Genomic DNA, 24,776 nt, shown 5'->3' with positions numbered 1-24,776 from the left:
TACCAGCCCTGAATCCCCCTGGTGGCCTTGCCTGCATTGCAGCGTCTGCTATGGTTTCGCGCATGCAGCTGCTCCCCACACTGACAACTGCCCATGCGCTTTTCCTCGATTTCGATGGCACGCTCACCGAGCTGGCGCCGCGCCCCGAGGCGGTGCGCATCGCATCGGGCCTGATTCCCACGCTGTCATCGTTGCACGCCCAGCTGGGTGGCGCGCTGGCCATCGTGACCGGCAGGCCCGAGGCCGACATCGACGGATTTCTGGCGCCGCTGCGCCTGCCGCTGGCGAGCGAACATGGGGCCCAATACCGCCTCTTTGACACTTCGGTGCCCGCCACCGCACCACCCGCCCTGGAGCCTGTCTTGCAGGCCGCCCAGGCCCTGGCAGCGCGCCACCCCGGCCTGCTGGTGGAAACCAAACGCGTGAGCGTGGCCCTGCACTACCGCCTGGTCCCCCACCTCGAATCCCTGTGCCACGACACGCTGGTGCGGGCCATGCGCGAGGTGGACGGTGTGGAACTGCTGCGCGGCAAATGTGTCTTTGAAGTGAAGCCCCGTGGCGTTCACAAGGGCCAGGCCATCATCGACTTCATGACGCAGCCCCCCTTTGAGGGCCGCACGCCGGTCTTTGTGGGCGATGACGTCACCGACGAAGCCGGTTTTGCGGCTGTGCAGACGCTGGGCGGCTGGGGCATCAAGGTGGGCGAAGGGCCCACCATGGCACAACACCGCTGCATGACATCGGCCGCACTGCGGGGCTGGCTTTCGTCTGCACGCACAACGCTGGAGCGCGAACGATGAACACAGCCACCACACAGGCCCAGACGGGCTCGCTCAACCTCGGGATGATCGGCAACTGCGCCATCAGCGCACTCATCGACGACCACGCCCGCATGGTGTGGTGCTGCCTGCCGCGCTTTGACGGCGACCCGGTGTTCAACGCCTTGCTGCAGCCCGGCGACGAGGGCAGCCACTTTGCGATCGAGCTGGAAGACCTGGCATCGGCCCACCAGTGGTACGAGCCGAACACCGCCATCCTGCGCACGCAGTTGTTCGACAAGTCGGGCCATGGCATCGAGATCACCGACTTTGCGCCGCGCTTTTACAGCCGCTCGCGCTACTTCCGGCCCATGACGCTGGTGCGCAGGGTGCGCCCCATCCAAGGGTCTCCGCGCATCCGGGTGGCGCTCAAGGTGCGCTACGACTGGGGCCAGACCACGCCCGAGATCACGCGCGGCAGCAACCACATCCGCTATGTGGGCGAGAGCATGACGCTGCGCCTGTCCACCGATGCGCCGGTGTCGCATGTGCTGTCGGGCCAGGCGTTTGTGCTCACGCGCGAACACAACTTTCTGCTGGGCGCCGACGAGACGCTGGTGGACGGCATTGCCGACACCGCCCGCCACTTCGAGCAGGAGACCACGGCCTACTGGCGCAGCTGGAGCCGCGCGCTGGCCATTCCGCTGGAGTGGCAGGACGCGGTGATCCGCGCAGCCATCACGCTCAAGCTGTCGTTGTACGAGGAAACCGGCGCCATCGTGGCCGCCATGACGACCAGCATCCCCGAATCCGCCCACAGCGGCCGCAACTGGGACTACCGCTACTGCTGGCTGCGCGATGCTTTTTTTGTGGTGCGCGCGCTCAACAGCATCTCCGAGGTGGGCACCATGGAGGACTACCTGCGCTGGCTGAGCAACGTGGTGGTCGAAGGCGGCGACGGCCATATCCAGCCGCTGTATGGCATTGGGCTGGAGAAAGACCTGCCCGAAAGTTTTGTGCCCCAGCTGGCGGGCTACCGGGGCATGGGCCCGGTGCGCGTGGGTAACCAGGCGGCCGAGCATTTTCAGCACGACGTGTACGGCAACATCGTGCTGGGCGCGGCCCAGGCCTTCCACGACCACCGCCTGCTGCACCGCGCGGACCTGGCCGAATTCAAGCGGCTGGAACAGGTGGGCGACAACGCCGTGCGCGTGTACGGCCAGCCCGACGCGGGCATGTGGGAGCTGCGCACGCGCGCCCGGGTGCACACCTCGTCGGCCCTGATGAGCTGGGCCGCCTGCGACCGCCTCGCCAAGATCGCCGCCACGCTGCAGCTGGCCGACCGTGCCAGCCACTGGCAGCAACATGCCGACCGCATGCGCGCCGAGATCCTCGACAAGTCGTGGTGCGAAGAGCGCCAAGCGTTTGCCGAGAGCTTTGGCGGGCATGAGCTGGATGCCAGCGTGTTGCTGATGGCCGAGGTGGGCCTCATCGACCCGAAAGACCCGCGCTTTGTGAGCACCGTGGAGGCCATGGAAAAAAGCCTGTGCGATGGCCCCTACATGCGGCGCTACGAAGCGGCCGACGACTTCGGCAAGCCCGAAACGGCTTTCAACATCTGCACCTTCTGGCGCATCGACGCGCTGGCGCGCATTGGCCGCAAGGCCGAGGCACGGGCCATCTTCGAGACCATGCTGGCCGCCCGCAACCCGCTGGGCCTGCTGTCGGAAGACACGCACCCCGACACCCGCGAGATGTGGGGCAACTTCCCACAGACCTACTCGATGGTGGGCGTGATCAACGCCGCCGTGCGCCTGTCGGCGCCCTGGGACAGCGTGATTTGAGGCGCTGTCCGACAATGGCCGGGACCGATCCACAACGATGATCGGTCCATGAGCCGTCTTGTCGTCATCTCCAACCGCCTCGCAGATCCCCGCAAACCCGCTGCAGGCGGCCTGGCTGTCGCCCTGGGTGAAGCCCTGAGCCAGACCGGAGGACTCTGGTTTGGCTGGAGCGGTACCGTGGTCGAAGGCGGCACACCCGGCGAAGGCGAACTGCACACACGCCAGGCCGGCGCCGTCACCCTGGCCACCGTGGACCTGTGCCGCGAAGACCACGACAGCTACTACCACGGCTACAGCAACAGCGTGCTGTGGCCGGTGTTCCATTACCGGCTGGACCTGGCCGACTTCAGCGCCAGCTACATCGCAGGCTACCGGCGCGTGAACCAGATGTTTGCACGCAAGCTGCTGCCGCTGCTGCGCGACGACGATGTGATCTGGGTGCATGACTACCACCTGATCCCGCTGGCCGCCGAGCTGCGCGCCATGGGCTGCAAGCAGCGCATCGGTTTCTTCCTGCACATCCCCATGCCGCCGCCGCTCATCATGGCGGCCATCCCGCAGCACGAATGGCTGATGCGGTCGCTGTTTGCCTACGATCTGGTGGGCCTGCAGAGCGAGGCCGATGTTTCACATTTCACGCGCTATGTGCGCAACGAAGGCAGCGCCGAAGCGGTGGACGAAAAGCGCGTGCGCGCCTTCGGGGCCACGGTGGTGGTGCAGTCGTTTCCCATCGGCATCGACGTGGACGAGTTCACGCGCCTCGCGCACGCCCCCGACGCGGTGGAGACCTACCAGAACATGCGCGACGAGTATTCGCGCAGGCGCCTGCTGCTGGGCATTGACCGGCTCGACTACTCCAAGGGCATCCCGCACCGCGTGCGGGCCTTCCGCGAGCTGCTGGACCGCTACCCCGAAAACCGGGGCAGCGCCACGATGATCATGATCGCCTCGCCCAGCCGCGACGACGTGCACGCCTATGCCGACCTGCGCCACGAGCTGGAGGGCCTGTGCGGCTCAGTCAACGGCGACTATGGCGAGCTGGACTGGATGCCCGTGCGCTATATCCACCGCATGGTGGCGCGTAAACGTGTGCCGGGCCTGTGCCGCGCCGCCGCCGTGGGGCTGGTCACACCGCTGCGCGACGGCATGAACCTGGTGGCCAAGGAATACGTGGTGGCGCAGGACCCGGACAACCCCGGCGTGCTGGTGCTGTCACGCTTTGCCGGTGCGGCAGAGCAGCTGAAAGAAGCGCTGCAGGTGAACCCCTACGACACCCAGGGCGTGGCAGACAGCATCCAGCAGGCGCTGCAGATGCCGCTGGCCGAGCGGCAGGCGCGCCACCAGAAGCTCATGGCGCGCATCCGGGAGCACGACGTGCACTGGTGGCGCAAGGCGTTCATGGACGCGTTGCAAGCGGCAGAGCAGTAACAACCTGCGGGTTCGGGGTCTTTCTACAGCAGCTTGGTCAGCAGGCTCACCACAAAACTCAGCAGCAGCGTGGACGCGAGCGGCACATCCCAGTCGCGCCCCAGCCAGCGAAACCGCAGGTCCCCCGGCAGGCGCCCAAAGCCCAGGCGGCGCAGCAGGGGCGTGAGCCAGCTGATGAGCATCAGGGCCAGGAAGATGACGAGGAGCCAGCGGATCATGGTGCGCCGAGTGTAGGCGCCAGGCCCCGGCGCCGAGCCCTTTCGAGCCGCCGCACGAGATGCAGTTTGGGGAAAAAAGCCGATCTCGCCCGTCCATCATGCCCTGATAGCTATATTTTTAATAGCAATCCGATTCCTAAAGCGACGGCAGCACATCCCGCACATGGTGGGCAAACGCAGCCGCCAGCGGCGTGGGCTGCCCGCCCGCAAAGGCGACGCCAATGGCCAGCAACGGCAGCTCGGGCAGACCCGCGTCGGGCGGCAGCACCTGCAGGTCGGGCGGCACGGCGCAGCGGGTGAGCACGGCCACGGCCGAGCCCGCCCGCACCACCGCCGTGAGGCCGGTGAGGCTGCCGCTGGCGTAGGCCACGCGGTAGCGGCGGCCCTGCGCGTCCAGGCGCTCGCGCGCGGCCAGGTGGTCCAGCACATCGGGGTCGGACAGCGCCAGCGGCAGCGGGTCCCAGTCGCGCGGCTGCACGCCGGGGGCGGCCACCCACACCAGCGGCTCGCGCCGCAGCGCGGGCAGCATGCCGGGCTCGGGCGCGGCGCCCCAGGGGGTGGACACCAGCGCCACATCCAGCGCGCGGGTGGCCAGCCGCTCGCGCAGGCGGGGCGTGCTGGCGCAGACCACGTCCACACGCGCCAGCGGGTGCTGCTGCGCAAAGCCGCGCAGCAGGTGCGGCAAAAAGGCGGCGGCGTAGTCGTCGGGGCAGCCCACGGCCAGCGCACCGGCCAGGCCCGTGCCCGCCAGGTCGGCCAGCGCCTCGTCATGCTGGTGCAGGATGCGGCGCGCATGCACCAGCAGGCGCTCGCCCGGGTGCGTCAGCCGCACGCCGCGCCCGGTGCGGTGCAGCAAGGCCTGGCCGCAGGCGTCTTCCAGCCGCTGCATCTGCATGCTCAGGGCCGACTGCGTGCGGCCCACACGTTCGGCCGCTGCGCCCAGCGTGCCCGCCTGGGCCACGGCGGCAAAACTGCGCAGCAGGTCGATGTCGAGGGTGGGTGTGGCCATGGGCTTGAGATATCAGCAGAATTGATTTCAGCTGTGAAAACTATTCGTTTTACTGAACCCATGCAAGTGCCTAGAGTGGCCGCCAACCCCTCTTTTCTTTTGGAGCTTGCCATGTCCCGCAACGACGACCCCGCCTTCTGGGCCCACGCCCGCCAGCACCTGGTGCGCTACGGCGGCAGCTTTGCGCCCATGGTGATCGAGCGCGCTGCGGGCAGCTATGTGTACGACGCGGACGACCGCCCCATCCTCGACTTCACCTCGGGCCAGATGAGCGCCGTGCTGGGCCACTGCCACCCCGAGATCAGCGCCGTGATCGGCGACTACGCCCACCGGCTGGAGCATTTGTTCAGCGGCATGCTCTCGCGCCCCGTGGTGGACCTGGCCACGCGCCTGGCCGAAGTGACGCCCGGCGCGCTGGAACGCAGCCTGCTGCTGACCACCGGCGCCGAGTCCAACGAGGCCGCCATCCGCATGGCCAAGCTGGTCACGGGCAAGTACGAGATCGTGGGTTTTGCCCAGTCATGGCACGGCATGACGGGCGGTGCGGCATCGGCCACTTACAGCGCGGGGCGGCGTGGCGTGGGCCCGGCGGCGGCGGGCTCGCTGGCCATCAACGCGCCCTTTGGCTACCGGCCGCGCTTTTTTGACGCGAGCGGTGCGTATGACTGGCAGGCCGAGCTGGACTACGGCTTTGACCTGGTGGACCGCCAGTCCAGCGGCAGCCTGGCGGCGTTCATTGCCGAGCCCATCTTGAGTTCGGGCGGCATCATCGACCTGCCGCCGGGCTACCTGGCCGCGCTCAAGAAGAAGTGCGAGGAGCGCGGCATGCTGCTGATCCTGGACGAGGCGCAGACCGGCGTGGGCCGCACGGGCACGATGTTCGCGTTCGAGCGCGACGGCGTGGTGCCCGACATCCTCACCTTGTCGAAGACGCTGGGCGCGGGCCTGCCGCTGGCAGCCATCGTCACCACCGCCGAGATCGAGGACAAGGCGCACGAGCGTGGCTACCTGTTCTACACCACCCATGTGAGCGACCCGCTGCCCGCTGCCATCGGCCTCAAGGTGCTGGAGATCGTCGAGCGCGACCGCCTGGCCGAGCGCGCGCAGGTGGCCGGTGCGCGGCTGGAGGCCGGGCTGCGCGCGCTGCAGCAGCGCTACGACTGCATTGGCGATGTGCGCGGGCGTGGCCTGCTGCTGGGCATGGAGATCGTGAAAAACCGCGCAACCAAGGAACCCGCCGACGGCCTGGGCGCGGCCATCACGCGCGAATGCATGGCGCTTGGCCTGTCGATGAACGTGGTGCAGCTGCCCGGCATGGGCGGTGTGTTCCGCATTGCCCCGCCGCTCACGGTGAGCGATGCCGAGATCGACCAGGGGCTGGACCTGCTGGGGCAGGCCATTGCGCGCTGCGTGTGAAGACGGTGGGCTACAGCCGGTGGCTGCGGTCGCCGTGGCTGAAGCCCATGGGCTCCCAGGCCTCGCCCGCGCCCACGGCCAGCACCTTGAACAGCTCGCCCATTTCGTGCTCCATGATCAATTTGGCCGCTGTCGCCCGTCCCTCTTGCGGTAGCTGCTCCATTTTTGGGAGCAAACCGCAGTTGATGAGGAAATGCGCCTGCGTGGTGTAGCCCAGCACGTTCAGGCCCGACTCCTGCGCGGCCAGCGCCATGGCGGTGAAGTTGACGTGGGCGGTGATGTCCTTCAAGCCCACCGCCACCAGCGGGTCACCATCGGCCAGGTGCCCCTGGTGGCACATCACCGTGCCCATGTGGCGCTGGGGGTGGTAGTACTCGCTTTCGCCAAAACCGTAGTCCAGCAAAAAGGCTGCGCCGCGCGTGAGCCGGTCGGCCAGCATGCGCATGAAGCCTTCGCCCTGGGCGTGGATCTCGGTCAGGTAGTCCTGCGGGCCTTCGATGTCGAGGGGTGGGCGCAGGGCCGTGGGGCGGTCGGCCCAGGCGAAGCGGCCGTCGCCCTCCACCACCACGCCGCGCTCGTGCCACACGCCGCCCTGCTGGCCACCGTGGCGCGCGAGCAGCTGCACGGGCATGGCATCCAGCACCTCGTTGCCCACCACCACGCCTTCGATGTGCTCGGGCAGCGCATCCACCCAGCGCAGCTTGTGCGCGTGGGCCACCAGCCTGGCCTGCTGGCGCGCGCGCAGGCTGCCTGACAGATCGACGATGGTGTAGCGCTGCACCTGGTCGCCCAAGGTATCGAGCAGTTGCAGGGCCAGCGCGCCGGAGCCCGCGCCGAACTCCCACACCTCGTCGGTCCCGGTCTGCGCCAGCGCCTCGCCCACCTGCGCAGCCAGGGTCTGGCCGAACAAGGGGGTCATCTCGGGCGCGGTCACAAAGTCGCTGCCCGACTCGGGCATGGCGCCGAACTTGGTGGAGTCGTTGGCGTAGTAGCCCAGGCCGGGGGTGTAGAGGGCCAGCGCCATGAAGCGGTCAAACCCCAGCCAGCCGCCTTCGGCGGCAATGGCCTGGGCGATGTGCTGGTGCAGGGCGGTCGTTAAACTGTCGGGTCTTTGGGTCACGGCCCGCATTGTCTCCCACATGCCTCTCTCTTCCCCGCCCTCCCGCCCCCGCACCGTGCTGGTCACCGGCGCTGCCAAGCGCCTGGGCCGCAGCATTGCGCTGGCGCTGGCGGCGGGTGGCTGGCAGGTGGCGGTGCACTACCGCTCGTCGCAGCAGGATGCTATGGATACCGTAGCATCCTGCGCACAATTGACGCGCGGCAGTGCCCTTTTTGATGCAGATTTTGAAGACGAGGCCGCCGTGCGTGGCCTGTTGCCCCGCGTGGTGGAGCACTTTGGCTGCGTCGATGCGGTGGTCAACAGTGCCTCGCTGTTCGAGCACGACAACGCCACCACCTTTGGTTTTGCTGCGCTGGAGAAGCACCTGCGCAGCAACACCGCCGCCCCGGTGCTGCTGGCCCAGGCACTGCACCAGCATGTGGCCGACCGCGTGGCGGCGGGCGAGGCCGACGCGCAGGGCGCAGTGGTCAACCTGCTGGACCAGAAGCTCTGGAACCAGAACCCCGATTTTGTGAGCTACACGCTGTCGAAGTCCGCGCTGGAAGCCGCCGGCACCATGCTGGCGCTGGCGCTGGCACCGCGCGTGCGGGTGGTGGGCGTGGCGCCGGGCCTCACGCTCACCAGCCACATGCTCAGCGACGACAAGTTCGCCCAGCTGCACGCGCTCTCGCCCCTGGGGCGCTCGTCCACCGCCGAGGATGTGGCGGCCACCGTGAAGTTTGCGCTGGAGAACCGGTCGATCACCGGCACCACGCTGCTGGTCGATGGCGGCCAGCACCTGATGAAGTTTGACCGCGATTTTTCTTTGATGTGAGCACCTGCTCACGCCAGGACCTATTCATGACCTACGCTGCAGGCACCCAGATCCTCACGCTCACCGGGCTGCGCTTTGACGCCAACCTGGGCATCCTCGACCACGAAAAGACCGACCCGCAGCCCATCCAGGTCGATGCCGAGCTGAGCCTGGGTGTGCAGCCGCTCACCCCACGCGACGACGACATCCTGCATGTGCTGGACTACCGCAAGGTGCGCCAGATCATCATCGACGAGTGCCGCGCCGAGCATGTGAACCTGCTGGAGAGCCTGATCGGCAAGCTGGCCAACCGCCTGATGCAGCTGCCCGGCGTGCTGGGCGTGCGCGTGAAGATCGCCAAGCTGGAGATCTTTGACGACTGCGAAGTGGCGATCCGGGTGGAAACCGGGCAGTGGTGAGCCCCTTGCGGCGGCGCCCCCTGAACAGCCGCCTGCACCGCAAAAAACAGCGGGAATGAGACAATCGGGGGATGAGTACCGTCTGGACAGAAGCCGAAGCCCCCGCCGTGGCCGCCCCCGCGCCCGCCACCGCACCACGCCCTGAGATCAAGATCGAGCGCGAGACCCACAAGCTCGAAAAGCGCCTGTGCCGCGAGGTCGGCAAGGCGATCGTGGACTTCAACATGATTGAAGAGGGCGACAAGGTCATGGTGTGCATGTCCGGCGGCAAGGACAGCTACACGCTGCTGGACATCCTGCTCAAGCTCAAGGCCCGCGCGCCCATCCACTTTGATCTGGTGGCCGTCAACCTGGACCAGAAGCAGCCCGGTTTTCCCGAGCATGTGCTGCCCGAATACCTGGCCAGCACCGGTGTGCCCTTCCACATTGAGAACGAAGACACCTACAGCATCGTCAAGAAGCTGATCCCCGAAGGCAAGACCACCTGCAGCCTGTGCAGCCGCCTGCGCCGGGGCATCCTGTACCGCGTGGCCGACGAGCTGGGCTGCACAAAAATTGCGCTGGGCCACCACCGCGACGACATCCTGCAAACCCTGCTGCTCAACATGTTCTTCGGCGGCAAGATGAAAAGCATGCCGCCCAAGCTGGTGAGCGACGACGGCAAGCATGTGGTGATCCGCCCGCTGGCCTATGTGGCCGAGAAGGACACCGCGCGCTGGTCCGCGCACCGCGACTTCCCCATCATCCCCTGCAACCTGTGCGGCAGCCAGGAGAACCTGCAGCGCAAGCAGGTGGGCGAGATGCTGCGCGAGTGGGAGAAGAAATTCCCCGGCCGCGTGGAGAACATGTTCACCGCGCTGCAGAACGTGGTGCCTTCGCACCTGCTGGACGGCGGTTTGTACGACTTCAAGAACGCCAAGGCCACGGGCATTGCCAGCGAAGATGGCGACAAGGCGTTTGACAAGGAAGAGTTCGTGGCGCCCTCGCCCTCGTTGCCCGGCGTGCAGGTGGTGCAGCTGTCGTGAACCCTGGCGCGCTGCGGCACTCCCACAGAGATCTCTTTTTCTGGAGCCTCTGACCATGACAGCCCAACGCCGATGGATTCCCCTTCTTGCACTCGGCCTGGTCACCGCCCTGCTCGCAGGCTGCAGCACCACGCGCGTGGTCGAAGGCCAGGTACAGAGCTTCTCGACGCTGGCAGCCGCGCCTGCGCCCGCCACCTACCGCATCGAGCGCCTGCCTTCCCAGCAGGCGCCCTCGTTTGACGCCATTGCCACGCTGGCCGAGCAGGCCCTGGCCCGCGCAGGCCTGCAGCGCGACGATGCCGCGCCCCGCCTGCTGGTGCAGCTGGGCGTGCAAGCCGATGCGGTGCCGCGCTATGACCCCTTCCGGCCTTATGGCCCCTATGGCGCATATGGCCCCGGCCCCTGGGGCATGGGCGGCTGGTATGGCCGGGGTGGCTGGGGCGTGCATGGCCTCTGGCGTTTTGGCGAGCCCGCGCCCCTGCACCGCCGCGCGGTCAGCATCGTGATGCGCGACGCAGCCAGCCAGGCCGTGGTGTACGAAACCTCGGCCGTGCACGAAGACGTGTGGGTGAGCGACCCGGCCGTGTATGGCGTGCTATTCGACGCCGCGCTCAACGGCTTTCCGAAGCCACCCCAGGGCCCCCGGCAGGTGCGCCTGCCCCTGGCCCCGCCCGCTCACTGAAAAGCACAGCCCTCCCCCACCGCATGCAAGCCACCCGCATCGTTGCCATCCGCCATGGCGAAACCGCCTGGAACGTGGACACCCGCATCCAGGGCCACCTGGACATTCCGCTCAACACCACCGGCCTGTGGCAGGCCGACCAGGTGGCCCGTGCGCTCGCCGACGAGCCCATTGCAGCGATCTACACCAGCGACCTGCAGCGCGCCCATGCCACGGCCCAGGCCGTGGCGAGCGCCACGGGCGCGCCGCTCACCACCCACACCGGCCTGCGCGAGCGCAGCTTTGGCCATTTCCAGGGCCGCACCTTTGCCGAGATCGAGGCAGAGCTGCCCGAGGACGCCCACCGCTGGCGCAAGCGCGACCCGCACTACGCGCCCGAGGGCGGCGAGTCGCTGGTTACGCTGCGAGAACGCATCGAACGCACCGTGGCCCTGCTGGCGCAGCAACACCTGGGCGAGCAGGTGGTGATGGTGGCGCACGGCGGCGTGCTCGATGTGCTGTACCGCCTGGCCACGCGCCAGGACATCCAGGCGCCCCGTACCTGGCAACTCTCCAATGCGGCCATCAACCGCCTGCTGTGGACACCCGACGGCCTGAGCCTGGTGGGCTGGGCCGACACGCAGCACCTGGACCAACAAGCCGCACGCGATGAAACCCATTCCTGAAGCCCTGCAGTCCACCATCGGCCAACGCGTGGATCTGATCGACACCCCGGCCCTGGTGGTGGACCTGGACGCCATGGACCGCAACATCCAGCGCATGGCCGACTTTGCGCGCAAGCACCATGTGCGCTGGCGCCCCCACGCCAAGATGCACAAAAGCGCCGAGCTGGCCCTGCTCCAACAGCAGGCGGGTGCCCAAGGCGTGTGTGTGCAGAAGGTGGCCGAGGCCGAGGCCCTGGCCGCCGGTGGCGTGCGAGACATCACCATCACCAACCAGGTGATCGCCATGCCCAAGCTGCACCGCGTGGCGCGGCTGGCCGCCCAGCTGGCGGCGCGCGGCGGGCGCCTGGGCGTGGCGGTGGACCACCCTGAGGGCATCACCCGCCTGGCCGAAGCCATGGCGCAGCATGGCAGCGATGCGGGCATCGACGTGCTGGTGGAGATCGACGTGGGCCAGGGCCGCTGCGGTGTGCCGCCAGGCGAGGCCGCCGTGCCGCTGGCGCTGGCCGTCTCGCGCAGCCCGCGCCTGCGGTTTGCGGGCCTGCAGGCCTACCATGGCCGTGCCCAGCACCTGGGCAGCAGCGTGGGCCGCCGCGAGGCCATTGCCCAGGTAGTGCGCGCTGCCAACCATACACGCCAGCTCATCGAGGCCGAGGGCCTGACCGTGCCACTGATCACCGGGTCGGGCACCGGCACCCTGGTGCACGAGGCCGCCAGCGGCGTGTTCGGCGAGCTGCAGGCGGGCTCCTTCATGTTCATGGACGCGGACTACGCCCGCAACGAACGCGAGCCCGCGCAGCCCGCGTTTGAACACGCGCTGTTCGTCAAAACCCAGGTGGTGTCGGTGCGCGACACCCACGCAGTGTGCGATGCGGGCCACAAGAGCCATGCCATCGACTCCGGCCTGCCCACCGTGGCCCTGCTGCCCCCCGGGCATGCGCTGCGCTACGCCAATGGCGGCGACGAACATGGCTTGCTGTATGCCGACGGCCCCGAGGCCCGCCTGCCCACGCTCGGCCGCATGCTCTGGCTCATCCCCGGCCACTGCGACCCGACGGTGAACCTGCACGACTTCCTGATCGGCGTGCGCGGCGGCCTGGCGACGGGCACGGTGGAGCGCATCATCAAGGTGGATGCCAGGGGTGCGCTGACATAGGCGCAGCCCTCTAAACGGCAGGGATCTAGGGGTTCGCCTGCTCCAGTGTGGGCTGGCTGCTGGACCACAATCCAGCGCCATGAGCCCCAGCCAGATCATTGTCTTTGCCACCCCGGTCTTCTTCCTGCTGATCGCCATTGAGCTGGCCGTTGGCTACAAGCGCCAGCGCAACACCTACCGGCTGGCCGATGCCGTGAGCAGCATCAGTCTGGGCATGCTCAGCCAGACCAGCGCGGTGTTCACGCGGCTCTTGCGCATTGGCATTTACATGGCTCTGTTCGAGCATGTGGCGCTGTGGCGCAACGATGCCTTCTGGACCAGCCTGCCGGGCTGGCTGTTGGCACTGGTGTTCTATGACTTCTGCTACTACTGGCTGCACCGCATGGGGCATGAGTCGGCCGTGCTGTGGGCCGCGCACGCGGTGCACCACCAGAGCCAGGACTACAACCTCAGCACCGCGCTGCGCCAGACGAGTTCGGGCGCGCTGCTGGGCTGGATCTTTTATGTGCCCATGGCGCTGGCCGGTGTGCCACCGCTGGTGTTTGCCATAGTGGCGCTCATCGACCTGCTGTACCAGTTCTGGGTACACACCGAGCAGGTGGGGCGCCTGGGCTGGTTTGACCGCTGGTTCTGCAGCCCGAGCAACCACCGCGTGCACCACGCGGTGAACGACGCCTACCTGGACAAAAACTATGGCGGCGTCCTGATCGTGTGGGACCGGATGTTCGGCACCTTCAAGGATGAAGACGACCAGGAGCGGTGCGTGTATGGCACGCGCGGCCTGCTCAACAGCTGGGACCCGCTGTGGGCCAACGCCCAGGTTTACGCGGGCCTGGCGCACGACAGCTGGCACGCGCGCAGCTGGCTCGACAAGCTCAAGGTCTGGATCAAACCACCGGGCTGGCGGCCTGCGGATGTGGCGGAGCGTTTTCCCAAGCCCGCCTTCAGCATGGCGCAGATGCAGCTGTACCACCCGCCCATGTCGCGCACCGTGCAGGGGTTTGCGCTGGTGCAGTTTGGCATCTTGCTGGCCGGAGTGGCGGCCTTCCTGTGGCAGGCTGACGCGGCGCCGCTGACGCACAACGCGATCTGGTTTTCAGTGCTGCTGGTCAGCCAGTGGGCGCTGGGCGCCGTGATGCAGGGGCGCATCGGCATGTGGATGGCGCTGATGCTGCAGAGCGCCGCCCTTGCCACCGCCACCAGTGCGCTGGGGCTGACCGAATGGCACTGGATCTTCAAGCCTCTGACGATGGTGATTGCTATTGTTTTAATAGCTTTTAGCGCTTACCCATTGCGCGGAGAAGGCCGTTTTGACCACAAGAACTGGTGGCTGATGGCGGCTGCGCTGGCCGGGTCGCTGGCAGGCGATGTGTTTTTGATGGTTCCGGGTTTCTTCATCCCGGGGCTGGTGAGCTTTCTGGTGGCGCACCTGTTTTATGTGGCCCTGTTCAAACGCGGGCAGTGCTGGTTTCCGCACCGGGGCGCGCTGGTGGCCACACTGGGCATTGGCGTGGCGATGTACGCGTTTTTGTGGACGGGTGGCCTGCCGCCCGCGCTGCGAGCACCCGTGGCGGCCTACGTGCTGGTGATTGCGCTGATGGCGGCCCAGGCCATCGGGCGGGCCACCGTGCTGCGCGATGGGCCTGCGCTGCTGGTCGCCCTCGGCGCGGGGTTCTTCATGCTGAGCGATTCGCTGCTGGCCACCAACCGTTTTGTGCAGCCCCTGCCCTTGTCGCAGGTGTGGGTGCTGTCCACGTACTACGCGGCGCAGGCGCTCATCGTGGGGGGCTGGCTGCTGGGGCAGAAAGCGGGCAGCAGCGCCCGAGGCCGTTCGCACCAGGCAACCCCCTCGGCAGCCGCCACGGCCTGAGGGCACCCCGCCGCTGCAGCGGCCCTGCGTGCATCATGCCCGGTGCCGCATGGCCTCCAGGGCCACGCGCGGCAGGTGGAAGATACCCGCCACGGCCGAGGCCGCAGCCAGCCAGAGCAACACGCCGATCCACCACAGGGCCCAGACCCAGGCGTTGAAGTCAGCGGGTGCCGCCAGGGCCTCTGCCTGGATGGCAGGCAGGGCCACACCCGCCAGCCCCCGGGCGCCCGCGAACCGCACGCAGGCTTCGCCCCAGACCCACGCGGCAAACGCCACCAGGCTCACGGCCACCAGCAGCAGGAACAGCCGGGCCAGCCCCAGCCACTTGAGCACCACCACACTGACCACCAGCGCACCAAACGCCACTGCGATGGCTGTGCCCGCCAAAGGCTCCTGCGCCAGCGGCAGGCACACCGGCAGTGCCACCTGCACCGGCCACAACGGCCAAGAAGCCCCCGCTCCCGCCAGACCGCGCCACATGGGCTGCCATGCGCCCGCCACCGCCAGCCCCGCAGACACGGCCGCCAGGCAGAACCCGCTGCCATAGCGCCAGGCGGATCGTGGGTCCACGGGCAGATCGCGCGGCGGGCCCCAGCGCCTGCGCAGCGTGCACACCAGGGCCCAGGCCCAGACCCCGTCGGCCACCAGCCAGACCAGTGCAGGCAAGCCCACCAGGCTCACGGGCGCGCCGACGAACACAGGCGCCACGCCGTAGCACAGCGTGATGAAGGCGTGCAACACCACGCTGGCGCACGCCAGCACCAACGCCAACTGCTGCACGGTCCATTGAAAGGGGTTCAGGCCGATCAGGGCCGCGAAGTCTTCGTCCTGCAGCGGGGGGCCGGACTTTTTGCGGGGAGAAAGGTGTTTGCGGCCACGCCGCCGTTGCCGCGCCATCGCCTGCGCTGCCAGCCTGTGCCCAGAGGGATCAGGCCCCGAACAGATCGGGGTTGCTGCGCTGCGCCGGGGGCTGCAGCCCCAGGTGGCGGAAGGCCGCGAGCGTGGCAATGCGCCCACGGGGCGTGCGCTGCAAAAAGCCCTGCTGGATCAGGTAGGGCTCGATCACATCCTCGATGGTGCCCGCCTCTTCGCCAATGCTGGCGGCGATGTTGTCCAGCCCTACGGGGCCACCGTCAAAGCGGTGGATCACGGCTTCAAGCAGCTTGCGGTCCATCACGTCAAAACCCTGTGGGTCCACGTCGAGCATGGCCAGCGCCTTGTCGGCGATGGTCTTGGTGATGCGGCCATCGCCCTTGACCTCGGCATAGTCGCGCACGCGGCGCAGCAGCCGGTTGGCAATGCGTGGCGTGCCACGCGAGCGTCGGGCGATTTCAAAGCCGCCGTCGTCATCCATGGGCGCGTTGAGCAGGCCCGCGCTGCGCTTGACGATGCGTGCCAGCTCTTCGGCCGTGTAGAACTCTAGCCGCGCGACGATGCCGAAACGGTCGCGCAGCGGGTTGGTCAACATGCCCGCACGCGTGGTAGCGCCCACCAGGGTGAAGGGCTGCAGGTCGAGCTTGATGCTGCGCGCGGCGGGCCCTTCGCCGATCATGATGTCGATCTGGTAGTCCTCCAGCGCCGGGTAAAGGATTTCCTCGACCACGGGCGACAGGCGGTGGATCTCGTCGATGAAAAGAACGTCGTTCTTTTCGAGGTTGGTCAGCAGCGCCGCCAGGTCCTTGGGCTTTTCGAGCACGGGCCCACTGGTCTGGCGCAGGTTGACCCCCAGCTCGGCCGCGATGATGTGCGACAGCGTGGTCTTGCCCAGGCCCGGCGGGCCAAACAGCAGCACATGGTCCAGCGCCTCTTCACGCTTTTTGGCCGCACCGATGAAGATTTCAAGCTGCTCCCGCGCCTTGGCCTGGCCCACGTACTCCTGCAGCAGCTTGGGCCGCAGGGCCCGCTCAATGGCCTCCTCTTGGGGGGAGCTGGGCGCTGCGGAGACAACGCGCTTGGTGGGGGCGGGGGCGAAATCGTCGGTTTGGATGGTCATGCAGTGCTTACGGACTGATCCATGCGTAATAGGCCACGCCCTCGTACACGTACTCGGGGTTGTTGGCGATGATGTAGTCGCGCTCGGCAAGGCCGATGGTGTAGAAGTGGACTTGCTTGGACGGCCTGTAGAAGCGGTACACAGCCGACGCCCCAGAAGTTGCGGCGGGGGATGCATACCACGAAATCCCTTCGTAACGGAATGCTGGCTGGGTGCTGAGCACGTTGTCACGTTCCTGGGCACTGCTGGTGTAGAAGTGCGCACCACCGGTCGTGCCATAAAAACGGAACACCGGCATGTTGGAGAGCTGCGCGCTTCCTTGCGTATAAAACGCGACACCCTCGTAGGCAAAACTGGGGGCATTCAGCAGGGTGTTGTCCCGTTCAGCCAAACTGGCAGTGAAAAAGTGCGCCCCTGTCACCCCATTGAAAAACCGATACACGGCGACACGCGCAGTGCCAGACGGGACTGCTCCAGTGGGCGCAAGCCAATTTTTCAACGAAGCGTCGAAAGCCTTGTCAAAACGGCCATAAAAATCAGATGACGCCACCGCAGAGCATCTCGAACTTCCGCCATAAAGCGTTCCGATAACCTGGTTCGCAGGATTGAAGAGCGCTGATCCACTGCTACCCCCCTCTGTGATTCCCTGGCTCCAGTTCACCTGGTAGTAGTTGCCGCTACTCCCTTGGCACTGAAACACCGTGCCCTCACTGGGGGTGGTGCACTGTGTCTGACTAAGCAAGGTGCCTTGGCTGAACTTGAGCATATCGCCGCGAGGGTGGTGCAGGCCGACAACCGCAGAACCCAGCGCTTGAGGACTCGCATCCCAGCCAGCAAAGTAGGCACCCGCAGGCGGCGCCTCGTTGAGCTTGAGCAGCGTCATGTCGAAGCTGCTGGACGCAAACAGAAGCGTCGCACCGCCCAGACGTCGGGTCATCGATGGCGAGAGCGTGCGACTGTTGCAGGTAGGCGTCCTGTAGAACCAGTCGGTCTGAAGCGAGTCGGCCTCGGCTGCCGACGAGATGCAGTGGTTGGCCGTCAGAAAGTACGGGGTCCCCGATGAAGAACTGTCATTGAGCAGCGTTCCCGTGCACAGGTAGCTGTTGCCCTCCGACGTGAACATCATCCGTGCCACAGCATCGCGCTGATTGGCATAAGCGTCGTAGCAGGTGGCATCCAGATGGCAAGCCGCTGCCTCATTGATCTTGGTGGTGATCTCGTCCTCTTGGGGAAGGGACAGGTTCTCGAAAATATGCGACAGGCGTGGAATCGAGATATCCAGGGCGGCCACCGCAGTGCCAGGCGGCAGTTCCACTTCCAGAGTCACCTCGTTCGAGCCCAGATCGGGTGTCCACCAGGTCTGGGCATCCAGGCCAGTGCCACCCGCCCCCGCCAGCCGCTGAATGCGCTGCAGCACCTCCTGGCCGGAAATCTGGAAAACCGTGCCGGGATCGGCCTGGCTGTACAGGCGCAACGTGGCGCTGCCTGGGAGCTGTTTGGCCACCACGCCCAGACGCAAGCCATGGGCGCCTTCCGCATCAAAGCTGATGGCTGCGATCAGCCCACCGGCCGGACTCGGCTTCCACTGAAACTGCTCAAGGGTCTGCGCGGTGGCAGCCGTCTCACTCACGTTGCGCGCCACCCCGATCAGGCGAGGGCCCACTCCCATCCCTGCAGACAAGGTTCGCTCTTGCCCAATCGCTCCAAGGCGGATAGTAGAGGACACCGCAACTGGGGGCGCCGAAGCGGCACGCAGCCGGACGTGGGAAACCCCTTGGTCAGTGCTGGCGGGCTGCGTCCACCCATCCACGCGGGTTGTCCGAGGCGCCTCGCTGACGTCCTGGCTGCCGCCACCGCACCCCAGCAGTGCGGAGACAACACCTGCCACCAACCAGCCCCGAGAAATCAGAAGCTTCATGCTTTTCATTCTTTCCCCCGGTGTATGAAACTGAAACAAGCCATTTTTGGAGGCCTCCCCTGAGTTGAAGTCCCCGCGATGCTACTTCGCCAACGCCTTCAGCGCCATCTTGATCCCCTCACTCACCCCCACCTCTGCAGGCAGCGCCTTGAGTGCCGCCGCCGCCTCCTTGTCGTTGTAGCCCAAAGCCAACAGTGCCTGCAGGATGTCGGCCTGCGCATCGCTGGTGGCAGCGCCGCGCACGGCTCCCATGTCCGCCCCGAGCTTGCCCTTGAGTTCCAACAGCAGGCGCTCAGCGGTCTTCTTGCCAATGCCCGGCACCTTGACCAGACGCCCCGCCTCCTGCAGCGAAATCGCCTGGGCCAGGTCGCCCACACCCATGCCGCTCAGGATCGACAGCGCGGTGCGCGGCCCCACGCCCGATATCTTTATCAGCTCGCGAAACGCCTGGCGCTCGGGGGCGGTCGCAAAGCCATACAACAGCTGTGCATCCTCGCGCACGATGAACTGCGTGAGCAGGCTCACGCGCTCGCCCACGGCGGGCAGGTTGTAGAACGTGCTCATGGGCACATTCACCTCGTAACCGACGCCGTGGCAGTCCAGTAGCACCTCGGGGGGATTCTTCTCCAGCAGGGTGCCGGTCAATTTGCCTATCATTGATGTCCTTTTGCCGACGCTGGCGAGCCGCGCGGCATTGCCACACGGCATGCGCCATGTGGCCATTTCCTTTGCCTGACGGGAATTATCAGCGTGATCCTGCGCCACACCTTCACTCCCCACAACAACACCCGGCTGACCCACCTGTGTGGCCCGGCCGACATCCACCTGCGCACCATCGAAGAGGCGCTGCAGGTCAGCATTGCGCACCGGCACGAGCAGTTCAAGGTGGACGGTCCCAAGGCCAAGGCCACCCAGGCGATGGAACTGCTGCAGGCCTTGTACGAGATCGCAGAGCGCCCCATCCCGGAAGACCATATCCAGCTCATGCTGGCAGGCGACAGCGGGTTGCTGGAAGCGCCGGACGACGCCATCGTGCTCAACACCCGCCGGGCCGACCTGCGCGGACGGACTGCCACCCAGAGCCTGTACCTGCAGAACATCGCCACGCACGACATCACCTTCGGCATCGGCCCCGCCGGCACGGGTAAGACGTATCTCGCCGTGGCCAGCGCTGTGGATGCGCTGGAGCGCAGCAGCGTGCAGCGCATCGTGCTGACCCGCCCGGCCGTGGAGGCGGGCGAGCGCCTGGGCTTTCTGCCTGGCGACCTGGCCCAGAAGGTGGACCCGTACCTGCGGCCGCTGTACGACGCGCTCTACGAACTGATGGGGCATGACAAGGTGCAGAAAGCGTTTGAGCGCAACGCCATTGAGATCGCGCCGCTGGCCTTCATGCGCGGGCGCACACTGAACAACGCCTTCGTGATCCTGGACGAAGCCCAGAACACCACCCCCGAGCAGATGAAGATGTTCCTCACCCGCATCGGCTTCGGATCGCGCGCCGTGGTCACGGGCGATGTGAGCCAGATCGACCTGCCCAAAGGCGCGATGAGCGGGCTGGTGGACGCCGAACGTGTGCTGAAACGCGTGAAAGGCATTGCCATCACCCACTTCACCAGCGCCGACGTGGTGCGCCACCCACTGGTCGCCCGCATCGTGGATGCCTACGACGCCCCGCGCCGCGCCGTGACGGCCCGCAGCCGAGACTAGTGCTTTCATTCTTATAGCAATAAAACAAAGCCCATCAGGCGACAGCAGCTAAAAATACTCCTATGCCTCTGAACCAACTCTCCCTGTCGCTGCAGTTCGGCTCTTTTGATGGAGTCGCCGCCCACCGCGCCGTGCTTCCGCGCCACAAGGTCACGCGCTGGATTCGACACGCCCTGGCCACCGACGCGGAGATCACCGTGCGCATCGTGGGCGCCAAAGAAGGCCAGCAGCTCAACCGCGAGTACCGCAAGAAGGACTACGCCACCAACGTGCTCACCTTTGACTACACGCAAGAGCCCGTGGTGACCGCCGACCTGGTGCTGTGCGCCCCCGTGATCGAGCGGGAAGCCCAGGAGCAGAACAAGAGCCTGGAAGAACACTACGCCCACATGCTGGTACATGGCACGCTACATGCCCAGGGCTGGGACCATGAAACGAGCGAGGCCGACGCCGAGGAGATGGAAGCGTACGAGACGACCATCCTGCAAGAACTGGGGTTTGCGGACCCGTACGCATCTGAATAACGCCGCCCAAGAAAGCGACAAAGGCATAGGGCGCCTAGGGCTTGGCGCTGCGCACCAGCCCTGCGCGTGCCTCGCGGGTCACATCTTGCCCGCCCAGCCCCGTACAGAGATTCGGAAACAAACCGTATCTCTTGCTGTTTATTTTTTACTGAATGGTATAAAAACCTCGACCCGAGGGAAGGCAAAGGATCAGGTTCGGGATAAGCGTTTGAAACGCTGCACGGCCCTGGCCCCATTACTTGGGGGGCGCACATCTGACATCTCACCCGCCCCGCCCTCCTCCGTTTGCACCGCCTCCTTTCCCACTTTAGGACCACAGGACATTGCCCATGATCGGACACTCCACACCTTGCAGGACACCTATCACCCAGAGGCCGACTCACCTGGCGCGGGCGCTGATGATGGCCGTCCCCGTGATGCTGGCGGCCTGCGGCGGAGGCTCAGGCTCAGATGCACCATCCACTGGCATTGCGGCCCCAGCAGGTTTCACCGTGGGATATGGCACCAAGGGGTACACCTTCCAATGGAGCGCCAGCGTGGGTGCCTCCCGCTACGAGTTGTTCGAAGACCCTGATGGCCCCGCCGGCCCTCAGCCGGAGGTGATAGTGGGCGGCGCCAATGATCACACCATCACCGCCTTCTTCCACCAGATAAAGTCCGCGCAGCTGCATGAGCGAGTAAACGCTACCTACCGCCTGCGCGCCTGCGACGGCACTGGCTGCGGAGCATTCACTGCCGCCATCACCCCCGATGTGACCCAGGCCATTGGCTACTTCAAAGCAAGCAACGGCGAGGCTATCGACGCATTTGGCAGTGCCGTGGCCCTGTCGGCCGATGGCAGGGTAATGGCTGTGAGCGCAACCGGCGAACGCAGCAACGCAACCTGCCCCACCACATCCTCCTGCGACCAAGCCGACAACTCCATCGCGAACGCAGGCGCCGTCTATGTTTTCTCGCGCAACAATAGCTACGGCCTGTGGACACTGGCGTCCTATCTCAAGGCTGGCAATAACCGGGCCTACGACAACGGACGCTACCTGGACAACGGGCCCCGCTTTGGCGCCAGCCTGGCCCTGTCTGCCGACGGATCCACACTGGTCGTAGGAGCCCCCGGCGAGACCAGCAGTGCCAAAGGGGTGAACGGCGACGCATCCGACACCCAGACCCAGGGTGCAGGTGCCGCATACGTCTTCAAGGCTATCGGGAGCCCCCTGCCTCACGGGCTTTCTATTCAGTGGGTGCAGGAGGCCTACATCAAGGCAAGCAATACGCGCCCCAAGGCCGACTACAGCGTTGACATCATGGGCTACTACGTACGCGACCCCCAAAGCTTCGGTAGCAGCGTGGCGGTTTCTTCCGATGGCAACCTGGTGGCCGTTGGCGCACCTGGCGAAGGCAGTAAAGCCACCGGCATCAATGGCGATCAGAGTGACCACTCGGCCATCCGCGCAGGCGCGGTGTACACCTACTCCCGCAGCAGCAGCGGCGCTGGAGGGGGCAGCACCTGGGCCCATCAGGCCTACCTCAAAGCCAGCAACACCAACAGCGCAGGTTGGCAATACTTTGGCGAATCCATTGCGCTCTCGGGTGATGGGAGCACGCTGGCAGTGGGGGCTCCGCAGGAGAGCAGCGGCGCCACCGGCGTCAATGGCAACCAGCAGGACCAATCGGCCAGCGGCTCCGGTGCGGTCTACGTCTTCACCCAGGACAACAAAGGCTGGAGCCAGCAGGCCTATGTCAAGACATCGAATACTGCCGCTAACGACCGATTCGGCCTCAAGCTCGCACTTTCGGCAGATGGCAATACCCTGGCCGTAGGCGCCCAGAATGAGACAGCGTCCGGCACGGGCATCAACAACCCACCGGGCGCTCGCACCCTGGTACGTGCAGGCGCTGCCTATCTGTTCACCCGCAGCAGCGGCTCGTGGAGCCAGCAGGCCTATCTGAAGGCTAGCAACACCGGCCAGGACCACTGGTATGGATCCAGCCTCGCACTGTCTGCCGACGGCAATACGCTGGCCGTGGGCGCCATGGCTGAAGCCAGCAGCGCCAGGGGCATCAATGGCAAGCAGGCGGACAGTTCTGCGGGCGGCGCGGGCGCCGCCTACGTATACCAGCGAAGTGGCGGTACCTGGAGTCAACGCGCCTACCTGAAGGCCAGCAACACCGATGCGGGGGACCTCTTTGGCGCCAGCATCGCCTTGTCAGGCGATGGCACCACCCTGGCAGTGGGCGCCACGGGCGAAGACAGTCTGGCCAAAGACATCCAAGGCAACCAGGCGGACAACTCGGGCAGCCCCGCCTACCCAGCAATACCGCTTCCCGTCAGCGTCGGGGCGGTGTATCTGTACTGACTATTGATACTGGGCACGCCCTCCAATTCCACGCGTCAAAACCCAACACTCTGAGGAAAACCTTCATGCCTCGCATTCTTCAACCCCTGAATGGCTTGTTTCTCGCTATCCCGCTGGTACTGACAGCCTGCGGCGGCGGCTCCGGAAGCTCGACCTCCCCTTCACCTTTCAGCCTCACCGTAGGCTACGGGGTCAAGGGCTACAACTTCAGCTGGAATGCCAGCGCCGGAGCCACACGCTATGAATTGTTTGAGGACCCCGACGGACCGACAGGCCCCCTGCCCGAGACACAGCTCGGCGGCGCACTGAGCAGCACCTCTTACGCCCATAGCCTCGCCCCTCAGCTACTGCACGAGCGCGTGAACGCCAGTTACCGACTGCGCGCCTGCGATGCGAATGGCTGTGGCCCGTTCACGGCCACCGTCACCCCCGACCTCACGCAGGCCATCGGCAAGTTCGAACTCGCCGGCGGCAATGCCACGCGATTTGGCAGCTATACAAATGTGATTGCCCTGTCGGCGGACGGTGCAACAATGGTTGTTGGATCTCCGAGCGAGGGCAGCTCAGGCGGGTTGGCCGGGGCAGGCGCTGTGTATGTCTTCAGTCGCAATACGGTGGGCGGCACCTGGAACCAGCAGGTGCGCATTGAAAGCACCAACTCCGCCGCCAAAATGGCCTTTGGCGCCAGCTTGGCTTTGTCTGCTGACGGTAATACGCTGGCTGTGGGCGCACCGGAGGAAAGAAGCAACGCGCGAGGCATCAATGGTGATGCATCCAATCGCGATGCGTATGGCGCAGGAGCGGTCTATCTGCTCACCCGCAGCAGCGGCACCTGGAGCCAGCAGGCTTACATCAAGGCACGCAACACTCCGCAGAAAGTCGAATCATGCAGCCGCCTCGACGTCATGGGCACGTTTGTTTTTCCGTGCACCCCCCAACACTTTGGCTTCAGCGTGGCTCTGTCAGCCGACGGAAACCTGCTGGCGGTGGGAGCACCTGAAGAAGGCGCAAACTTCACGCCGGGGAGTGGGGGAACCCCGGTCGGCAGCATGTCCTCCGGATCCGATACCATTTTTGGCGGTGGCTTGGGCGCCATTCACACCTTTGTCCGCAACAACGGTGCCTGGGCGGAGCAGGCGCATCTGCCGCGCAGCAGCACCGACCGGCGTGTGGCCCGCTTCGGGGCGGTAGTAGCCCTGTCCAGCGATGGCACACTCCTCGCAGCGAACAGCCAGCATGACGTGTCTGTCCTGACACAACTCAGTGGTACGTGGAGTTCCCCCAAGCAAGTGTGGAGCAAGACCACCGACGTGCTGGATGGGGAGCACCCCTTTGCACTGTCCGGGGACGGAAGCACGCTGGCCGTCCTGGACGGTGCTGGATTCTCCAGCGTTGAGCTGCAAACCTTCACCCGCGCGGGGGACACCTGGACGCAACAGCCTGCGCTGCAGGTCAAGGCGGATGGCCAATCGGGCGCAACAAGCGTCATGTTGTCGCTTTCCTCGGATGGCCGCACGCTCGCCCTGGGTGACCTGAAGGACGCCAGCAACGCCCCCGGTATCAATGGCGACGCCATCAACCAGGCCGCCTACGCGGCCGGGGCCGTCAACATCTATCGCCGTGACAGCGCCACCTGGGCGCACAGGGCCTACCTCAAGGCGCCCCAACCGCGCGCACTTGCGCGCTTTGGCGCTGGCGTGGCGCTGTCTGGTGATGCCAGCACCCTGGCCGTAGGCACCAGCAGCGCTACGGATGGCGTAACACCCGCCGCGCCCAATGCAGCCTATCTGTACTGATTGCGCGGAGGGTAGCCCTTTCATATTGACCAGCCCCAGCACCTGACAGGCGCCGGGGAAGGAAAAAGTGTTGCACCTGCGCCG

Annotated in this window: 22 protein-coding genes; 15 read left to right on the top strand and 7 right to left on the bottom strand. The window is 66.1% G+C overall.

Annotated elements, in window-relative coordinates; genetic code table 11:
* Positions 1 to 62 precede the first annotated feature (62 nt).
* The 3 genes from otsB to otsA are packed head-to-tail and all read left to right on the top strand — an operon-like array spanning position 63 to position 4,030.
* Positions 63 to 800, top strand: a complete 738-nt coding sequence (otsB, locus tag ACSQ3O_RS03145) for a trehalose-phosphatase (protein WP_436137825.1) — start codon at positions 63 to 65, stop codon at positions 798 to 800.
* Positions 797 to 2,602, top strand: coding sequence for a glycoside hydrolase family 15 protein (locus tag ACSQ3O_RS03140; RefSeq protein ID WP_436137824.1), 1,806 nt, complete (start codon positions 797 to 799; stop codon positions 2,600 to 2,602). Before otsB ends, ACSQ3O_RS03140 begins: the two co-directional genes overlap by 4 nt.
* Positions 2,603 to 2,650: 48 nt before the next feature.
* Positions 2,651 to 4,030 (top strand): alpha,alpha-trehalose-phosphate synthase (UDP-forming), encoded by a 1,380-nt coding sequence (gene otsA, locus ACSQ3O_RS03135; RefSeq protein ID WP_436137823.1) that lies wholly within the window; start codon positions 2,651 to 2,653, stop codon positions 4,028 to 4,030.
* 23 nt (positions 4,031 to 4,053) lie between these two features.
* On the opposite strand, the gene ACSQ3O_RS03130 is transcribed toward otsA, so the two are convergent.
* Together ACSQ3O_RS03130 and ACSQ3O_RS03125 are read right to left on the bottom strand one after the other, a co-directional pair.
* Entirely contained in the window at positions 4,054 to 4,248 is a 195-nt protein-coding gene (locus ACSQ3O_RS03130) for a DUF2905 domain-containing protein (RefSeq protein WP_436137822.1), read from the bottom strand.
* A gap of 136 nt (positions 4,249 to 4,384) precedes the next feature.
* On the bottom strand, positions 4,385 to 5,257 hold the full coding sequence (locus ACSQ3O_RS03125) for a LysR family transcriptional regulator (RefSeq protein ID WP_436137821.1): 873 nt from the start codon (positions 5,255 to 5,257) through the stop codon (positions 4,385 to 4,387).
* Positions 5,258 to 5,368: 111 nt separating this feature from the next.
* Here ACSQ3O_RS03125 and ACSQ3O_RS03120 point away from each other — a divergent pair, with 111 nt between their 5' ends.
* Positions 5,369 to 6,673: an aspartate aminotransferase family protein gene (locus ACSQ3O_RS03120; protein WP_436137820.1), complete on the top strand. Its 1,305-nt coding sequence runs from the start codon at positions 5,369 to 5,371 to the stop codon at positions 6,671 to 6,673.
* Positions 6,674 to 6,683: 10 nt separating this feature from the next.
* On the opposite strand, the gene ACSQ3O_RS03115 is transcribed toward ACSQ3O_RS03120, so the two are convergent.
* The gene (locus ACSQ3O_RS03115; protein WP_436141063.1) at positions 6,684 to 7,802 is read right to left on the bottom strand and encodes a class I SAM-dependent methyltransferase; all 1,119 of its coding nucleotides are present in this window, start codon (positions 7,800 to 7,802) and stop codon (positions 6,684 to 6,686) included.
* Positions 7,803 to 7,812: 10 nt separating this feature from the next.
* Between ACSQ3O_RS03115 and ACSQ3O_RS03110 the strand changes: the two genes are divergently transcribed.
* From ACSQ3O_RS03110 to ACSQ3O_RS03080, 7 genes are all read left to right on the top strand, one after another.
* A complete protein-coding gene (locus ACSQ3O_RS03110) occupies positions 7,813 to 8,607 on the top strand; it encodes an SDR family oxidoreductase (RefSeq protein WP_436137819.1) in 795 nt (264 codons plus the stop codon).
* Between the two features lie 26 nt (positions 8,608 to 8,633).
* Positions 8,634 to 9,005 (top strand): dihydroneopterin aldolase, encoded by a 372-nt coding sequence (locus ACSQ3O_RS03105; protein WP_124512601.1) that lies wholly within the window; start codon positions 8,634 to 8,636, stop codon positions 9,003 to 9,005.
* Positions 9,006 to 9,076: 71 nt separating this feature from the next.
* Positions 9,077 to 10,030, top strand: coding sequence for a tRNA 2-thiocytidine(32) synthetase TtcA (gene ttcA, locus ACSQ3O_RS03100; protein WP_436137818.1), 954 nt, complete (start codon positions 9,077 to 9,079; stop codon positions 10,028 to 10,030).
* A gap of 55 nt (positions 10,031 to 10,085) precedes the next feature.
* Positions 10,086 to 10,712, top strand: a complete 627-nt coding sequence (locus tag ACSQ3O_RS03095) for a DUF4136 domain-containing protein (protein WP_436137817.1) — start codon at positions 10,086 to 10,088, stop codon at positions 10,710 to 10,712.
* Between the two features lie 23 nt (positions 10,713 to 10,735).
* The gene (locus ACSQ3O_RS03090) at positions 10,736 to 11,377 is read left to right on the top strand and encodes a histidine phosphatase family protein (protein WP_436137816.1); all 642 of its coding nucleotides are present in this window, start codon (positions 10,736 to 10,738) and stop codon (positions 11,375 to 11,377) included.
* Positions 11,361 to 12,530, top strand: a complete 1,170-nt coding sequence (locus ACSQ3O_RS03085; RefSeq protein ID WP_436137815.1) for a DSD1 family PLP-dependent enzyme — start codon at positions 11,361 to 11,363, stop codon at positions 12,528 to 12,530. The genes ACSQ3O_RS03090 and ACSQ3O_RS03085 overlap by 17 nt, the downstream gene beginning before the upstream one ends.
* A 79-nt stretch (positions 12,531 to 12,609) precedes the next feature.
* Positions 12,610 to 14,400 (top strand): lysoplasmalogenase family protein, encoded by a 1,791-nt coding sequence (locus ACSQ3O_RS03080; protein ID WP_436137814.1) that lies wholly within the window; start codon positions 12,610 to 12,612, stop codon positions 14,398 to 14,400.
* A gap of 33 nt (positions 14,401 to 14,433) precedes the next feature.
* On the opposite strand, the gene ACSQ3O_RS03075 is transcribed toward ACSQ3O_RS03080, so the two are convergent.
* From ACSQ3O_RS03075 to ruvA, 4 genes are all read right to left on the bottom strand, one after another.
* Positions 14,434 to 15,297, bottom strand: a complete 864-nt coding sequence (locus ACSQ3O_RS03075; protein ID WP_436137813.1) for a hypothetical protein — start codon at positions 15,295 to 15,297, stop codon at positions 14,434 to 14,436.
* A 31-nt stretch (positions 15,298 to 15,328) separates the two neighbouring features.
* A complete protein-coding gene (gene ruvB / locus ACSQ3O_RS03070) occupies positions 15,329 to 16,393 on the bottom strand; it encodes a Holliday junction branch migration DNA helicase RuvB (RefSeq protein WP_298452610.1) in 1,065 nt (354 codons plus the stop codon).
* A 7-nt stretch (positions 16,394 to 16,400) separates the two neighbouring features.
* Complete coding sequence (locus tag ACSQ3O_RS03065; protein WP_436137812.1) at positions 16,401 to 18,311, bottom strand: trypsin-like peptidase domain-containing protein; 1,911 nt, start codon at positions 18,309 to 18,311, stop codon at positions 16,401 to 16,403.
* Positions 18,312 to 18,392: 81 nt separating this feature from the next.
* Positions 18,393 to 18,968 (bottom strand): Holliday junction branch migration protein RuvA, encoded by a 576-nt coding sequence (ruvA, locus tag ACSQ3O_RS03060; RefSeq protein WP_298452616.1) that lies wholly within the window; start codon positions 18,966 to 18,968, stop codon positions 18,393 to 18,395.
* A 93-nt stretch (positions 18,969 to 19,061) separates the two neighbouring features.
* Here ruvA and ACSQ3O_RS03055 point away from each other — a divergent pair, with 93 nt between their 5' ends.
* The 4 genes from ACSQ3O_RS03055 (at position 19,062) to ACSQ3O_RS03040 (ending at position 24,692) form a co-directional block, all read left to right on the top strand.
* Complete coding sequence (locus ACSQ3O_RS03055; RefSeq protein ID WP_436137811.1) at positions 19,062 to 20,018, top strand: PhoH family protein; 957 nt, start codon at positions 19,062 to 19,064, stop codon at positions 20,016 to 20,018.
* A gap of 62 nt (positions 20,019 to 20,080) precedes the next feature.
* On the top strand, positions 20,081 to 20,542 hold the full coding sequence (gene ybeY / locus ACSQ3O_RS03050; RefSeq protein ID WP_436137810.1) for an rRNA maturation RNase YbeY: 462 nt from the start codon (positions 20,081 to 20,083) through the stop codon (positions 20,540 to 20,542).
* Between the two features lie 398 nt (positions 20,543 to 20,940).
* Positions 20,941 to 22,896 carry an FG-GAP repeat protein gene (locus ACSQ3O_RS03045; RefSeq protein WP_436137809.1) on the top strand — a complete coding sequence of 652 codons (1,956 nt, stop codon included), beginning with the start codon at positions 20,941 to 20,943 and terminating at the stop codon, positions 22,894 to 22,896.
* 65 nt (positions 22,897 to 22,961) lie between these two features.
* Positions 22,962 to 24,692 carry a hypothetical protein gene (locus ACSQ3O_RS03040; RefSeq protein WP_436137808.1) on the top strand — a complete coding sequence of 577 codons (1,731 nt, stop codon included), beginning with the start codon at positions 22,962 to 22,964 and terminating at the stop codon, positions 24,690 to 24,692.
* The last annotated feature ends 84 nt before the right edge of the window (positions 24,693 to 24,776 follow it).

This window comes from Acidovorax sp. LjRoot74 (assembly GCF_964254355.1).
Classification (GTDB): Bacteria; Pseudomonadota; Gammaproteobacteria; order Burkholderiales; family Burkholderiaceae_C; genus Acidovorax.
The sequence above is the reverse complement of the archived record's forward strand: the minus strand, read 5'-3'. Positions and strand labels throughout refer to the sequence as shown.